The sequence below is a fragment of the Pantoea sp. SGAir0418 genome (genome assembly GCF_043529865.1).
The window spans coordinates 2,492,075-2,506,808 of sequence record NZ_CP027911.1; the positions used below are offsets into that span (position 1 = coordinate 2,492,075).

At 58.0% G+C, this 14,734-nt stretch carries 15 protein-coding genes and 3 tRNA genes; 4 read left to right on the top strand and 14 right to left on the bottom strand.

Annotation, left to right across the window (positions count from 1 at the left end; translation table 11 throughout):
- Nucleotides 1-3 precede the first annotated feature (3 nt).
- The 7 genes from C1N84_RS11590 to C1N84_RS11620 all read right to left on the bottom strand — a co-directional run bounded on the left by C1N84_RS11590 (nucleotide 4) and on the right by C1N84_RS11620 (nucleotide 6,919).
- Nucleotides 4-804: a lysophospholipid acyltransferase family protein gene (locus C1N84_RS11590; RefSeq protein ID WP_021508264.1), complete on the bottom strand. Its 801-nt coding sequence runs from the start codon at nucleotides 802-804 to the stop codon at nucleotides 4-6.
- Nucleotides 794-1,525 carry a beta-ketoacyl synthase chain length factor gene (locus tag C1N84_RS11595; protein ID WP_241797803.1) on the bottom strand — a complete coding sequence of 244 codons (732 nt, stop codon included), beginning with the start codon at nucleotides 1,523-1,525 and terminating at the stop codon, nucleotides 794-796. The genes C1N84_RS11590 and C1N84_RS11595 overlap by 11 nt, the downstream gene beginning before the upstream one ends.
- Nucleotides 1,526-1,718: 193 nt before the next feature.
- Nucleotides 1,719-2,108: a hypothetical protein gene (locus C1N84_RS11600; protein WP_369974295.1), complete on the bottom strand. Its 390-nt coding sequence runs from the start codon at nucleotides 2,106-2,108 to the stop codon at nucleotides 1,719-1,721.
- A 236-nt stretch (nucleotides 2,109-2,344) separates the two neighbouring features.
- Nucleotides 2,345-3,715, bottom strand: a complete 1,371-nt coding sequence (locus C1N84_RS11605) for an efflux transporter outer membrane subunit (protein ID WP_264441413.1) — start codon at nucleotides 3,713-3,715, stop codon at nucleotides 2,345-2,347.
- Complete coding sequence (locus C1N84_RS11610; RefSeq protein WP_264441414.1) at nucleotides 3,712-4,803, bottom strand: HlyD family secretion protein; 1,092 nt, start codon at nucleotides 4,801-4,803, stop codon at nucleotides 3,712-3,714. The genes C1N84_RS11605 and C1N84_RS11610 overlap by 4 nt, the downstream gene beginning before the upstream one ends.
- Nucleotides 4,800-6,485 carry an MFS transporter gene (locus C1N84_RS11615; protein ID WP_132465245.1) on the bottom strand — a complete coding sequence of 562 codons (1,686 nt, stop codon included), beginning with the start codon at nucleotides 6,483-6,485 and terminating at the stop codon, nucleotides 4,800-4,802. Before C1N84_RS11615 ends, C1N84_RS11610 begins: the two co-directional genes overlap by 4 nt.
- Before the next feature lie 2 nt (nucleotides 6,486-6,487).
- Complete coding sequence (locus C1N84_RS11620) at nucleotides 6,488-6,919, bottom strand: MarR family winged helix-turn-helix transcriptional regulator (protein ID WP_058769594.1); 432 nt, start codon at nucleotides 6,917-6,919, stop codon at nucleotides 6,488-6,490.
- Nucleotides 6,920-7,397: 478 nt separating this feature from the next.
- On the opposite strand from C1N84_RS11620, the gene C1N84_RS11625 reads away from it, so the two are divergent.
- Both C1N84_RS11625 and C1N84_RS11630 read left to right on the top strand, forming a co-directional pair.
- On the top strand, nucleotides 7,398-7,655 hold the full coding sequence (locus C1N84_RS11625; protein ID WP_241797800.1) for a biofilm/acid-resistance regulator YmgB/AriR: 258 nt from the start codon (nucleotides 7,398-7,400) through the stop codon (nucleotides 7,653-7,655).
- Between the two features lie 151 nt (nucleotides 7,656-7,806).
- Entirely contained in the window at nucleotides 7,807-9,306 is a 1,500-nt protein-coding gene (locus tag C1N84_RS11630) for a SulP family inorganic anion transporter (RefSeq protein WP_264441415.1), read from the top strand.
- A gap of 41 nt (nucleotides 9,307-9,347) precedes the next feature.
- Here C1N84_RS11630 and rclA read toward each other — a convergent pair whose 3' ends face one another.
- Complete coding sequence (rclA, locus tag C1N84_RS11635) at nucleotides 9,348-10,673, bottom strand: reactive chlorine resistance oxidoreductase RclA (protein ID WP_264441416.1); 1,326 nt, start codon at nucleotides 10,671-10,673, stop codon at nucleotides 9,348-9,350.
- Between the two features lie 138 nt (nucleotides 10,674-10,811).
- Between rclA and C1N84_RS11640 the strand changes: the two genes are divergently transcribed.
- Together C1N84_RS11640 and C1N84_RS11645 are read left to right on the top strand one after the other, a co-directional pair.
- A complete protein-coding gene (locus C1N84_RS11640; RefSeq protein WP_264441417.1) occupies nucleotides 10,812-11,675 on the top strand; it encodes an AraC family transcriptional regulator in 864 nt (287 codons plus the stop codon).
- A 110-nt stretch (nucleotides 11,676-11,785) separates the two neighbouring features.
- On the top strand, nucleotides 11,786-11,956 hold the full coding sequence (locus tag C1N84_RS11645) for a hypothetical protein (RefSeq protein ID WP_058769590.1): 171 nt from the start codon (nucleotides 11,786-11,788) through the stop codon (nucleotides 11,954-11,956).
- A gap of 207 nt (nucleotides 11,957-12,163) precedes the next feature.
- Here C1N84_RS11645 and C1N84_RS11650 read toward each other — a convergent pair whose 3' ends face one another.
- From C1N84_RS11650 to pgsA, 6 genes are all read right to left on the bottom strand, one after another.
- Nucleotides 12,164-12,604: a WapI family immunity protein gene (locus tag C1N84_RS11650; RefSeq protein WP_264441419.1), complete on the bottom strand. Its 441-nt coding sequence runs from the start codon at nucleotides 12,602-12,604 to the stop codon at nucleotides 12,164-12,166.
- Nucleotides 12,605-12,621: 17 nt separating this feature from the next.
- Entirely contained in the window at nucleotides 12,622-13,491 is an 870-nt protein-coding gene (locus C1N84_RS11655; RefSeq protein WP_264441420.1) for a hypothetical protein, read from the bottom strand.
- A 240-nt stretch (nucleotides 13,492-13,731) separates the two neighbouring features.
- A tRNA-Leu gene (locus C1N84_RS11660) sits at nucleotides 13,732-13,817 on the bottom strand.
- An 11-nt stretch (nucleotides 13,818-13,828) separates the two neighbouring features.
- A tRNA-Cys gene (locus tag C1N84_RS11665) sits at nucleotides 13,829-13,902 on the bottom strand.
- Nucleotides 13,903-13,945: 43 nt separating this feature from the next.
- Nucleotides 13,946-14,021, bottom strand: a tRNA-Gly gene (locus C1N84_RS11670).
- 151 nt (nucleotides 14,022-14,172) lie between these two features.
- Nucleotides 14,173-14,721, bottom strand: a complete 549-nt coding sequence (pgsA, locus tag C1N84_RS11675) for a CDP-diacylglycerol--glycerol-3-phosphate 3-phosphatidyltransferase (protein WP_021508275.1) — start codon at nucleotides 14,719-14,721, stop codon at nucleotides 14,173-14,175.
- Nucleotides 14,722-14,734 lie beyond the last annotated feature (13 nt).

A 14,734-nucleotide genomic window follows, 5' to 3' on the forward strand; every position in this document is an offset into this window, starting at 1 on the left:
AACTTACTTTGTCTCTTCAGGCACCAGCGCCTGTTGCAAATAACGCGTCAAACGGCGCGCGGCCAGCGGCTGCGCATCCTCATCCGCTTCGTGAAAGGCGTGGCTGGCAATACGCGATTGTACGCGTACCGTAAAAACCGGTTTAACCAGCGGAATCTGATACCAGCGGCTTTGCTTGTCGAGCATACGCTGGGTACAGGTGATATGAATCACGCGCAGATCGCATCCGGCGCGCACCGCAATATTTGCCGCACCGCGCTGCAGTTGCAGCGGCTGGCCGTAGCGGGTGCGCGTCCCTTCGGGGAAAATCAGAATGGTATCGCCGCGTGCCAGCCGCTGCTGGCTATCCGGCAGTAGCGTCTCCGCCTCGCTGTTAATCAGGTAATCGGCTGATTTAATAACGCCGCGGAAGAAAATGTTGTGCTGCAGGTCGGCCTTCACCAGGCAATCCATCTCGGGTAACAGCGAGGCGATCATCACGTAATCGATCAGCGACGGATGGTTAGCGACAATCAGGCAGCCGCGATCCTGACGCAGCGCTTCTGCGCCCAGCATCTGATAGTCATACACGCCGACAAAACGGCAGAAGCGCAGAAAGCAGCGAAAGCTCCACGCAATGCTGCGGCGCGCGATCTGCCGCCGGCGCAGACCGTCACGCTGAATCAGCAGCAGCAGGTTGAACCAGATCAGCGACAGCAACAGACCGCCAATGCTGAACAGGCTAAAGCAAAGCGCGGTCATCACCAGCCGCCAATAATAGTTGCCACCGCGCCGCTGGCGCATCGGCATAGCGTTATCCGCCATGAGTACGCTCCCAGCGCCACTGATGACGCTCGCCGGCCAGGGTGAAATCCGCCGTTTCGCTCAGCATCGCATACAGAAACTGCAGGCTCTGCGGCAGCGCATCGGGCTGAGAGCGGGCGGCGGTCGCCGTACAGCGCCACGCTTCGCCGGCGCGCAGCAGCAGCGCAACCGCGTAGGGTGCATTAAAGGTAGCGATCTCCGGCAGCCACGGACGGTAGTAGTCGGGCACCAGCCCGTCAAAATCCACCAGCAGCACCTGCTGGTAACCGGCCTGATGCAGCGTGCTGACCTCAAGCAGGCCCTGCTGGAAGCTGTCGATGCCGGCAGAAATTGACGATGACACTAACGGCTGACGTGCGGCGATGGTCAGGCTGCCGACCGCCGAGTTGTGCACGGACATTGCGAAGTCGGTGGGGGATAGCGGCTGGCCGTCCGCGAGCGTACGCAGAATACGCAGATTGCGTTCCAGTTCGCCATGGCGGCTGGTAAACACCACGGCGTCAACCGACTGTCGGGCCAGCAGCGCAAGGCCGCACTCAACGGCGGCACGGCTGCCGGGGCTGAGACGACGGGCAGTCATCATCGGTAAAAACTGAGGTTTGGCGATAGCCAGGCAGGCATCCAGTACCGGCGCGTGTTGCGCCCAGCGCTGCCAGTCGTCGGCGCTGCTGTGGCCCGGCGCGATGGCATGCCAGTCAACAAGGGAGTAAGCGAGTTTCATACCTGCATTCTTTCTTCAGCCTCAGGGATGGTCAGATTTTCGCTGCGCGGCATCCCTTCCCTGCTCTCTATTCCAGTCATCCGCCTCACGCGGATGTCGCCGAGTTCTCAGGCGGACATCGGGTCCGCCTGTTTCTATTTCGGCAGCGTGCCGGCTAACTTTACGATTAACTGTTAGCGGCGCGCGTGATGAGTTATTTTACCGCCTGCACCGCCAGACGGGTCTGGATGCCCTGGTTCAGGTTCTGAATCCAGCGGTTGTAGTTACGGTGAATCTGGCCACTGCCTGCTTTCAGATTGGTGCTGCTGACATAATCAATGCGGTAGCTGTTAGCAGTGTAGGTGATACGGATATTCGCCGTGTGGCCGCGTTCTGCCAGCAGACCATTCATCACGCCCGGACCCGCCGGTGAGATCACCCAGTGATTGGCCGCGCCAGCTTCCACAATAGCGCGCTGCATCTGCTGATCGCTGTAGCTCTGTGCGACCGTCTGGCTGACGTTCTGGATCGGTGCCGTGCGCGATGCACAGCCGGTGATTAATACCGCTGCAACCAGCAGTACCAGCGTGGCTTTTTTATTCATCATTTCCTTTTCTTCCCCTGTCATGGCAAGCCGCGCAACCACGCGGCCGTGCAGGCAACAACCCCTGCATAGTTCCGTTCAGACTGTGTAAAGCGCCGCGGATAATACCACTAATTGTAAAGACAAGTAAAAAAAAGCATGAACCACTTAAGTTCGAGCTGGTGCTGTTGTGAAAGCGGGGTGAACGGGCTTTAGACGTCATTTTTGACCGTAGCCAGGCGGCTGCGGCGTGATGATCAACCCTGCCAGCCGCCACCAAGTGCGCGGTAGAGATCGATTTGCGCCAGCAGCAGCGTGTTTTTCACCGCCACAATATTCAGCTGGGTGCTGAACAGCGTGCGCTGCGCATCAAGCTCATCGAGATAGGACGCATAGCCATTCTGATAACGGTTGCGCGCAATCCGCCACGCCTCGGCAACGTAGCGCTCCTGCGCCTGCAACTCTGTTAGCTGCTGCTGGCTGCGCTTGATGGCATCCAGCGCGTTATCCACCTCGGCAAAGGCGTTGCGCACCACCCTTTCGTAGCCATACAGCGCCTGGTTGCGCGACGCCATCGCCACATCCACCTGTGCGGTCAGCGCTTCGCGGTTGAGCAGCGGTGCCAGCACGCTGCCGCCGATACTCCACAGGCGGAACGGATTATCCAGCAGATCGTGTAGCTGGCTGCTCTGCAGCGTGCCGGACGCCGTCAGGTTGAGCGATGGCAGCAGCTGTGCCTGCGCCGCCGCCAGCGACGCGTCGCTCGCCAGCAGCAGGCGCTGCGCCTGGACTATGTCAGGCCGGCGATTCAGCAGCTGCGACGGCAGCAGCGCCGGCAGTGCGTGGGGTCGCAGCTGGTCGAACTGGCTGCTGCGTGCAATCTGGCGCGGATTCATGCCAACCAGAATGCTGAGCGCGTTCTCCTGCTGGGCGATCTGATGCTGCAGCTGCGGAATTTGCGCTTTCGCTGTCTGATACTCCGACGCCGCCTGCATCCATTCGAGCCGCGAGGTATAGCCGGTTTCGAACTGACGCTGCGCCAGGTTCAGCGAGTTCTGCCGCGTTTCCAGCGTGGCCTCGGTCACGCGCAGCTGCTCGTCGAGCGCGCACAGGCTGAGGTAACCGGACGCGACCGAACTGGCCACCGTCAGCTCGGCTGCCGAGGCCGCCGCACGCTGCGCCGCCAGCGTGGCTTCCGCCGCGCGGATGCTGTTGCTGCGGCTGCCCCATAAGTCGACCTCATAATTCGCCTGCAGCAGTCCCTGAAATACCGCACTTTCGTACGGCTGACCGGTCGCCGCTGACAGCGCACGCTGATGGGTTGCCGCCACGCCCGCCGACAGCGTCGGGAAGTTGTCGCCCTGCGCAGCGCGCAGCTCGGCGCGATACTGATCGACGCGCGACCGGGCAATGAGAATATCGCTGTTGTGCTGCAGCGCCTGGTTCACCAGCCAGTTGAGGCGATCATCACCAAAGCTGCGCCACCACTGCGCTTCCGGCGCGGCGGCGGGCCCGACCTGCTGGCGCCAGCCGGGCGGAATCGGCAGCGACGACGGCGCCTGCTCCACTTCGCGGGCGCAGCCGGTCAGCAGCAGCGCGATGAGCACCGCGAGTAACGGCCGCTTCATAACGCATCCCGGTGTGGTTCGGCGGCGGTATCAATGTCGACTTCCACCGACATCCCCGGCCGCAGCTGCTGCAGTTCATCACCAAGAATTCTGATACGCACCGGAATGCGCTGAGCGATTTTCACGAAGTTACCGGTGGCGTTATCTGGCGAGATGGCGCTGAACTCAGATCCGGCGGCGGGCGAGATAAACTCAACGCGGCCGTCAAAGCGCTTGCCTTCCAGCGCATCAACGCGGATCGACACCGGCAGACCGGGGCGCACGCGCGCCAGCTGGGTTTCCTTCAGGTTGGCAATCACCCATTTATTATCCGGCACCACCGAGGTCAGCCGCGTGCCGGCAGTAACGTACGTGCCTTTGCGCACCGACAGCTGACCGAGCTGGCCGCTGTCCGGCGCGATAATGCGCGTATTGTCCAGATCGATATTGGCCAGCTCCAGTGCCGCCTGCGCGCTGGCTACGTCGCCGGCCAGCGCCGCACGGTTGACGATGGTGGTTTGCAGATTCTGCTGCGAGACCGCCACCTGCGCCGCCGCCTGGCGCAGCTGGGCCTGAGCCTGCGCATTGGCTGCGCGCGCGGCGTCACGCTCGCGTACCGACAGCGAGCCATCCGCCGCCAGATTTTCCACCCGCTTCAAATCGAGACTGCTTTTCAGCGCCTGCGCTTTGGCATTCTCCAGCGCGGCTTTATTGCTGGCGATAGTGGCCTCCGCACTCTTCTGCTGCTGCTGGTTGTTATTCTGCGCGGCGATCTTCATCGCCAGCTGTGCCTGCGCCTGATGCACGCGCTGGCGATAGATACGATCGTCAATGGTCATCAGCAGCTGTCCTTTGCGCACCGGCTGCAGATCCACCACCTCAACGTTCGTCAGGTAGCCGCTGACCTGTGGGCTGATAAAGGTCACCTGGCCGCGCACGTAGGCGTTTTCCGTTGACTGGATGGTGCTGGTAAAGGGCCACAGCTGCCAGGCGTATAAAATCACCAGCACGCCCACGATGGCGATACCGCTCCCGGCGGCGATAGAGAGAATGCGTCGGCGGTTAGCGCGCTCGCGCTCCGCAGCCTGTAGATCGTCCTGTTGACTCATGGGGTCTCCGTTCGGTTTGCTGGCGCAGCCTGCTGCTGTTGCTCAGTCAGATTATGTCGCGCCTGGCGCCAGTTGAGATAACGCAGCCGCGTCAGGCGCCACAGCACCCACATCAGCGTTATCATTGCCAGCGCGGCGGTCAGTAAATAGGTATCGTTATAAGCCAGCACGTTGGCCTGCAGCGTGGCCACGGTTTGCAGCTGACTGCTGCTCTGCGCGCTGAGCAGGCCGCTGTCCGCCAGCTGGCTGCGAAACAGCGCGCTGTACTGGCTGAGGCGATCCACCACATTAGGATCGAGCAGCGACAGCTGATCACCCAGCAGGCTGGAGTGATATTTTTCGCGCCACGTCTGGAAGGTGCCGAGAATGGCAGAGCCAATCAGCCCGCCAAGATTCTGGCTCATGCCAAACAGCACGACAAAACTCACCAGATTTTTCGGCTGAGTCACCACGCCGCCGATGCCAAGCAGCATCGCTGGCCCAAGGAAAAAAGCACTGCTGAAACCGAGCAGAAACTGGCTGAAGTAGAGATTGCTGGCACGCGTCAGCGGGCTGGATTGCGCATCCATCAGCGAGGCGACAATCATTACGGCCAGCGAGACCACGATTGGCCAGCTCAGATGGTTGGGTTTGATGGTCAGCGCGCTGGCAATCATGCCGCAGATCACGCCCGCAATGATCGCCAGCGCCAGCCCGCGCATCTGATCGTTGAGCAGGCCCAGCTGCTGCAGAAAGCCGACCGCGCCGGTATTCTGCTCGGCCAGCACGATGCGCATCATGATCATCACGATGCCGAGCCGCACGATCATGCCATTGCTCAGCCAGCGGGTGTTAATCAGCGGGTTAGCGCGGTTATGCTCCAGCACCACCGCCGCGACAATCAGCACCAGCGCCAGCGCCAGACAGACGCCGAGCCAGGGTGTGCTGAACCACCACTCAATGCGCCCGAGTGACAGCACGCCGCACAATAACGCCATGCCCGGTGCCAGCAGCATAAAGGTGACAAAATCGAGCTTTTCGAACGCTTTGATACGGTCGCCCGGCGGCAGCTTGACCACCAGCACGCAGCCCAGCGCAATCATCGCCAGGCCCAGTTCAAACAGATAGAGGCCGCGCCACTCCTCCAGCTGCAGCAGCTCGCTGGAGAACAGCCGCGCCAGCGGAATCGCCAGCTGTGAGGCGGTGATGCCAATCACCAGCGCTTTGAGACGGTGCTTCGCCGGCCAGGCCTGGATCTGATAATAGATGCCCAGCGAGCTGAGCGCCGCGCCCACCATGCCGTGCGCGGTACGCACGATAATCGCCGAGCTGAGATCGTTCGCGAGGATGTGAAAAAACGCCACGATGACGTACAGCACCAGAAAGGCTTCGGTAAACAGCCGCAGACCAAACTGCTGGCGGAACTTCACCAGCAACAGATTAATGGAGATATTGCCCATCACGTAGACCGCCGGCAGCCAGGCGATTTCGTTGCTGTATGCGGCGAAGGTGCCCTGCAGATTGGTGAGGTTGGCGGTCACCAGCGCATTACTCAGCGCGCCGGTAATGGAGATCAGCAGGCCGATCAGGCCAAACGCGATGCGTTTCGATGGCGCATGCAGCGGTGTCGAGGGCGATCCCGGCAGCATCGGCTTTTCGTGCGGCAGCCATTCGCGAGGCGCATACGGGTTACGTTTCGCCACGGCTATACGTTTCCTAAGCGTTCAAGCAGCTGCTGCAACACGTTTTCGGTCACTGCCAGCGCGGCGGGATCGATATCGGCCAGCAACTGGGCGCGCAGCGCATCCGCCTGCGTTTTTACCGTAGCGAACGCCTCGCCGCCCTGCTCGGTTAACACCAGCAGGCGCTTGCGACGATCTTCCTTTGGCTGCACCCGTGCCAGCAGCTGCTGTTTCACCAGCCGATCGACCAGCGGCACTACACTGGCTTCCTCCAGCCCCAATAGCTGTGCCAGCGCCTTTTGCGTCGGCGGTTCACTGGCGGTCGCCACGCTGGCAATTGCCAGCCAGCTACTCATACTCAAACCGCTCTCTTTCAGGCGGCGATCAACCGCCAGCCGCCACGCATGGGCAGTAAGATGCAACAGACGGGAGAACGGTTGTGGATGGTCAGTCAAAGCGTAGCGGCCTAATGGTTAGAGTTCTAACTAAATGGGAAGGTTATTATAAGCTAAGCGACGTGCGAATGAAAAGTTTGCTTACATCAGCAAATTTAGTCGTGCTGCGTGCAGATTACCAGTTTCACTTAAGTCGCGGAAAGGCCCGGTCAGGTCGTGTGTACAGCTTGCCTGTATAACTTTTTTCGGCAAAATACTCTATAATATTGAGTAAATTAGCCTGATAAGCACGAAATGCACAAGCCGCCGCTTGTACAGATTAGGGGTTACTGTATAACTTTAGCCGCCATGAATCGGTTAACGATTCGGTAACGAATGATGCAGTTGCGTCGCCTCTGAAGGTGTTGTGGATTTCCACCTTCAGAGGTGTCTTTTTGTGTTGGGTGGTGAGTCAGGTTTTTCGCGCCTGTCCGCGCGGAAATATTTCATCCTGGTTGTGCTGGCCGCTGGGCCATCAGCCAATCTTAAGGGCTTACACATGCAAAATGCCGTCAATAGCAGCGATGTCCTCGCTGACAATTTCAAACAGGCCGTTAACAGTGAAACCAATGAGATGGAAGTCTTAGGCCATCTGATTGCTGAAATCCTGCACAGCGGTATGCCGGTGACCAATAAGGCCATTATTGCCGCCCTGATTAGCCGGCTGGAGCAGGAAGCCGATGTCGTCCAGCTGGATGTCTACCGTCACCTGCTGGAACTGGTGGTTCACCAGACCCCGGATGATTTTTCGCTGTAGCCGCAGCGGATTCCAGGGATGGAATCAACCTTATCGCCCCGTTTTACTGGCGCCTCGCGTCATCCCCCGGTAACATCGCCCGCGTTAACTTTTCCATTAAATATTGCTATGCCGTGACGGCATGCGCATCCAATAAAAGAGCCTGCAACAGATGAGTCAAACTGCCGATCGCCCCGCTGCCACAGCGAGCGACATCACGGTCGCACGTGTGCTGCGTTCACCTTCTCTTTTCACCCGCGAGTGCCTGGCCGGGGTGATTACCGCCCTGGCGCTGATACCGGAAGTGATTTCGTTTTCCGTGATTGCCGGCGTCGACCCTAAAGTCAGCCTTGTCGCTTCGGTGGTGCTGTGCCTGACGCTGTCGATTCTGGGAGGACGGCCAGCGATGGTCACCGCGGCGGCCGGTTCCGTCGCGCTGGTGATCGGGCCGATGGTGCACGCGCATGGCGTGGAGTACATTCTGCCGGCAGTGATCCTCGGCGGTGTTATTCAGATCATTTTCGGCCTTGCCGGGCTGTCGCGCATGATGCGCTATATTCCGCGCTCGGTGATGATCGGCTTCGTTAACGCGCTGGGTATACTGATTTTCTTTGCACAGGTGCCGCACGTCTGGGGCCAGTCGGGCCTGGTGTGGCTGCTGTTCGCCGCCACGCTGGCCATCGTGCTGCTGCTGCCCAAAGTGCTTAAAAGCGTGCCTTCGCCGCTGGTGGCTATCGTGGCTGTCACCGCTGTCGCGCTGCTGCTGGGCTATCGCGTGCCCAACGTCGGTGATGAAGGGCCAATGCGCGCCGGCCTGCCGGATTTCACTACCCTGCTGGTGCCGCTTAATCTGCACACGCTGCAGATTGTCTGGCCCACCGCGCTGTCGGTCGCCTTCGTCGGCCTGATGGAATCCCTGCTGACCGCCAAACTGGTGGATGACATGACCGATACGCCTTCCGGCAAGCGGCGTGAATCCTGGGCGCTGGGCGTCGGCAATATTCTGGCAGGGTTTTACGGTGGTATCGCCGGCTGCGCGATGATCGGCCAGACCATTGTCAACGTTGAGCTGGGCAAGGCGCGTACCCGGGTGTCCACCGTGGCCGCAGCGCTGGTGCTGCTGTTGCTGGTCACCGGTCTGAGCCAGATCATGGCGCAGATTCCGATGGTGGTGCTGGCGGGCATTATGATGGTGGTCGCGGTGAAAACCGTGAACTGGCACAGCCTGCAGCCGGCCACGCTGAAACGCATGCCGTGGTCGGAAACGCTGGTGATGGTGCTGACCGTCGCCGTCACGGTGTGGACCGGTAACCTTGCGCTTGGCGTGCTGGTGGGCGTGATGCTGGCCATGATGCTGTTTGCGCGCCGCATCGCTCACGTGATCCATGCCGAGCGCCAGCTGAGTGACGATGGCGAGCATGTGCACTACACGGTACGTGGCCCGCTGTTTTTCGCCAGCAGCAACGATCTGTTTGAGCATTTTGACTACGGCCACGATCCGCAGCGCGTCACCATCGATTTGACCCACGCGCAGATTTGGGATGCCTCCAGCGTGGCGGCGCTCGACGCTATTGAGTACCGCTACCAGCGGCACGGCGCCAGCGTCACCTTCACCGGCCTGGATAACCGCAGCAGCGATTTCCGCGATCGCCTCAGCGGCAATCTCGGCTAGATGTGCGATCGGGACGCCCTTCGCGGGCGTCCTGTTCGCCATTATTTTACCAGGGCAAACAGATCATTGAGCGACTCGCTCATGGTTGGGTGGGTAAAAATCTGGTCACGCAGCACGCTATACGGCAGCCCGGCATCCATTACCGTTTTTACAATGTTAATGACTTCATGCGAGTCCGCTGCCAGCAGCGCCACGCCGAGAATCTGCTGGCTGCCATTATCAACCACGGCTTTCAGCATGCCACGGGTGTCGTCAACAACGCGCGCACGCGGAATCGCGGCGACCGGCAGTGTCACCACCTGAATATCCCGCCCCTGCGCGCGCGCCTGCGCTTCAGTCAAACCAATCCGTGATAATACAGGCGTCATAAACACGGAATACGGGATGTTAATACGGTCTTCGGTGGTGCGCGTGCCCTTACCCAGCAACTGATCGTAAACGATGCGAAAATCATCAAGCGAAATATAGGTAAACTGTGGTCCGCCGGTAACATCGCCCAGCGCCCAGATATGATCCACAGAGGTTTTAAGCTGTTTATCGACACGCACCGCGCCGCGCGCATCGGTCACCACCCCCGCGTTTTCCAGTTTCAGTGCCTTCGTCGCCGGGCGACGGCCCGTGGCGACCAGCAGCACATCGACTTCACGATCGCCCTGTGCGGTATGCAGCGTCACGCTGTCGCGACCGCTGGTTACACGCTGTAATGCAGTGTTGAGCTCGAGCTTAACGCCCTGCTCCTGCAGGATCCCGGCTATCGCCGCACTGATATCATCATCTTCACGCGCCAGAAATTGCGGTGCACTTTCAAACAACGTCACTTCGCTGCCAAAACCGGCAAACATGGAAGCAAACTCAACGCCAATATAACCGCCGCCAAGGATCCCCAGCCGCTGCGGCAGTTGCGTTAAATTCAGGATACCGCTGCTGTCAACCACGCGCGGTCCGGCAACTAAGCCTTCCAGTGCGGGAAACACCGCTTCGGCACCGCTATTGATAAAAATTCGCTCAGCATGAATCTGGCTGGCCTGCTGCGATGAGGTGATTTTTAGCGTGTGGGCATCCACAAATTCTGCCTCACCATCAATGACATCGACCTGCGCAATAGCGGCCAGGTTGAGGTAATTCTTCTCACGCAACAATTCTACTACTGCCGCTTTGCGCTGCATGGCATCGCTGAAACTGGCATGATGTTGCACATCGTGTACCAGTGCTTTCGTTGGGATACAGCCAACATTAATGCAGGTGCCACCATACATTTCGCGGGATTTTTCGATGATCGCGACACGCCATCCGGCGCGCCCCAGAGCCGCCGCCAGCGTTTTACCTGCTTTACCAAATCCGATGATTGCTGCCTGATAATGGTTCATGATGTTCTCCATAAGTGTCAAAAGTAGTCATCACCCAAAGCTTACGGTTTGCTGCCGCGCCGTATTTCGCCGCAACGCTGGTATTTTTGTCTTTGCGTCTGAATCAAGCGGGCAGTTCAGGGAAAAGGGAAAAAACAGATGGATCCATTGAGTCAACTGCTGCTGCTGCATAACCCGCAGGGCAGCATAGATAAGAACTGCGTGCTGAGCGGTGAGTGGCAACTGCCGCACAGCGCCGGGCACCTGTGCGCAGTGCGCTGGCATACGGTCACAGGCGGCCCGGTCATGCTGGATATGCCCGTCACTGCGGGTGTCGAACTCACTGCTGGCAGCGTCATATTCCTGCCGCAAAACGCCGCGCATCGTATTTATCAGCGCCATACGCAGCCAACCCAACTGGTATGCGGCCTGCTGGAACTGCCCGCGTCGGCGCATGCTTTCCTCACCGCCCTGCCCGAAGTGCTAATGCTGGCACCCGACCCCACAAGCAGCGATGGGCGCTGGCTGGCTGCGGTGCTGCCGTTCATCACCCAGAGTGCTGACGCACTGCCAGCTGCTGGTGATGCCGCACTGCGCAGCCAGCAGATTGGCAGCCTGTTCACACTGGCGGTGCGTCATGGGCTCTCAACTCACGCAGCGCACCCTGGCTTACTCTCCGTGGCTCTGCATCCACGTCTTGGCCCTTTAATCACCCAACTGTGCGCCGCGCCGGAAAGGCCGTGGACGGTAGAAGCCATGGCTCAGCAAGTGTTTATGTCCCGCGCTTCCTTCGCGCTGCTGTTCCGCCAGCTCAGCGCTACCACGCCGCTGGCCGTGCTCACCGCCCTTCGTCTGCAGCTGGCCGCTCAGCGACTGGCGCGCGAAACAGCCCCGTTAATCAACATCGCTCTGGCCGTCGGCTACGCCAGCGAATCATCCTTTCACAAAGCGTTTGTCCGTGAGTTTGGCTGCGCACCGGGAGAATACCGACGTCGTGTTGAAACGCTGGCGCAGGACCGCTAAGAGTAAAGATGAAAACTGTACGCGCTTCGCTTGCGTAAAGGCGGATTCGTGGCTTTGCTTATTTCTCAGTGCGTTAACGATTACGCGGTTCGTAACAGGAGGAGAGCAGGATGAGTGGTTTGATGAAGGCAGCCTTAGCGGCACTGACATTGGTTACCCTGGCCGGCTGTATGCAACACAGCGATGCGGTGGGCAGTGACGGACGTCCGCACGCACCCAGCAAGCAGTCAGTACCTGGCGCCAGCGAAGGCGAAGGCCCGGTCGGGCAGCCACAGGATTGAGATTAGCGGGACAGACGTTATGTCCCGTTTTTATTTGACTGCCAGACGTCGGCCCCATGAATTCCGACATAAGTGAAGTCATGGTTAACGAGCTGGATCGTCTGTTAATCGATGTAAAAGCACTTAACTTCCCCAGTAATCTCGCTGCTAATTGGCAAATCCCGATTGCGATTGCCCACTTCAAGAGATGGCGGATAAATCAGAATTTTATTCCGGCCAGCTGATCATCTCCTCCAGCTGCCTGAGAATGTCCGGGAAGTAACTCTCATTAATAGCCAGTTCGCCCTTTATCTGAACGCTATCAGCATGGTCTTCCGGACGAAGAACATATTCAATAATCACGATATCATCACCCGTGACCTTACTCAGAACCATATTGAGCTGGTTGAGCTGGCTGCGAAAACTAAAAGATTCAATTTCATGGCGGGCCATTACCGCCTTGTAGTATCGAGAAAATGTTGCGCGCAGCTCCCTCAGTTCGCCGACGGTAAACTCAGTTTGAAACTGCACCTTCACTCCGCTGACGGTAAACTCCACATAAGACTTAATCCAGTCCCAGACGTGATTAACCGGATCGGTTTCGTTATCAACAACACGCTCAAAGGGTGAGATCGTGAAGACGAATCCTTCATTTCTAAAATCAAACATGCGTGCTTTCCTGCCGGTTAATCAAAATATTTAAAATGGGTGATCGTCCAGTCTGACTCTCGCACCACAACCTCAAGAGTGTATTTTTTATACTCGGTTATGTTTAGCTTGCGATTGAGTTTATACATCTCAGTTTCATAGCGAAACATCCCTTCGCCTTTACGGGGATCCGCCATACGCCTGCCGTAACGGATAGCTTTTTCCTGGATATGTAATGGAACATAGCGCCCCGGTTCATACATATGCCGAGCTGCTGTTTCTGTCATTTTAAGGTTACCAGCAGATAAACCGGTTTTTAACCGCGCACGAAGAAACATGATAGTCGCCTGACTAAGTTTCACCCTGACAGCCGCGCGCGTAGCAGTTTCAAAAAGTACGCGGCCCGCGCGAAAAATACGGAAAACGCCAAAAGCGATAAGCGCAATATCGGTGGGATCAATCAAGGGGGCTTCAAGAGGAGCCTCTTCCAGGCGCAGAAAGTGACCCTGTGTATCATATATCTGCCACAGTCCTGGGGCCTGTGCGACTGAATAACCAATACACATGCCACTGGTTTCATCCAGTATGGGTTGTGCGTTATGCGGCAGTGTCCGGGGCCGAAGTTCAAAAAATACATCAGCCGGTAATGGCGACTGGAAGGTGTAATATCTACCCGGTTCTTTCGTTGCGGTTTCTGCAATCATCATCGTTCCCTCGTTTTTAACAGACTTGCGGTAGTACCACTGAATGTCAGAGCGACAACTCAAGATTACTCCCCGTTGCGTCATCAGCAAACCCAAATCATGTGCCCCCACCTCATCTGCGCCCCGGAGCATAACTTTGAGCGGGTAAGCGATAGGCGGCAGATAATTTCTGAACGTCCTTGTCGTAAAGGCGAGTGAGGACAAGTGCCCACCTCCACGCTATCAATTGCGATCTCTATCATCATTTTCAGCATCAAAATGTTGAACAACTGGCTGCGCATGATCGAAAGATCGTGATGGTTCCAATGGTTATGGTTGGCGGGCAGAGGAAAACCGTTTGATATTATGAAGCGATATTATGAAAAACCTCTAAACACAAAAAAACCGCCCTTGGGCGGTCACGACATCGCTACTTATTGCTTTGATTTTATTCGGTATTAAATATGGTGCCCGGGGCGGGACTTGAACCCGCACGACCATAAGCCGAGGGATTTTAAATCCCTTGTGTCTACCGATTTCACCACCCGGGCAGGGTGTAAACTGGAGGCGCGTCCCGGAGTCGAACCGAGGTGGACGGATTTGCAATCCGCTGCATGGCCACTCTGCCAACGCGCCTTTTAATCTGAGGTGCAAGCCGTCTGCGACGTATTGCAATATCTGGAGCGGGAAACGAGACTCGAACTCGCGACCCCGACCTTGGCAAGGTCGTGCTCTACCAACTGAGCTATTCCCGCATTTGCTTATGCTTCACCGAACTTGCTGATTTTATTCAGCTTCTTGCAGCCTTGCTGCCGTTCGATGCGATGCATTCTACTTATCTGACGCAACGAGTCAATAGAATTATCCACACACTGCGTCCGTTTGCTGCTTTTTAAATCGCATCGATCAGCTATCGAGCAAATCGCCGCGTGCCGCGCTTAAATACTGGAACATTGACCAGAAAGTCAGCACCGCTGCGATGTACAACGCCACCACGCCAACGCCGACTACGGTCGCATCCGGACGCCATAGCAGCGCCACCAGCGACAGCATCTGCGCCGTGGTCTTCACTTTGCCAATCCACGACACCGCCACGCTGCTGCGCTTGCCAATCTCCGCCATCCACTCACGTAAGGCCGAGATGATGATTTCACGCGCGATCATGGTGGCGGCCGGCAGCGTGATCCACCAGGCGTGGAAATACTCGGCGACCAGCACCAGCGCCATCGCCACCATCACTTTGTCAGCGACCGGATCGAGAAAGGCACCAAAACGTGTTGTCTGCTTCCAGCGACGCGCGAGGAAGCCATCAAACCAGTCAGTGACCGCAGCAATGACAAACAGCAGCGCCGTCGCGAAGGGAGCCCAGTGAAATGGCAGATAGAACGCCAGCACGAAGAACGGGATCAGAACAACTCGAAACAGGGTAAGACACGTCGGAATGTTAAATTGCATATGCCAGTAACTG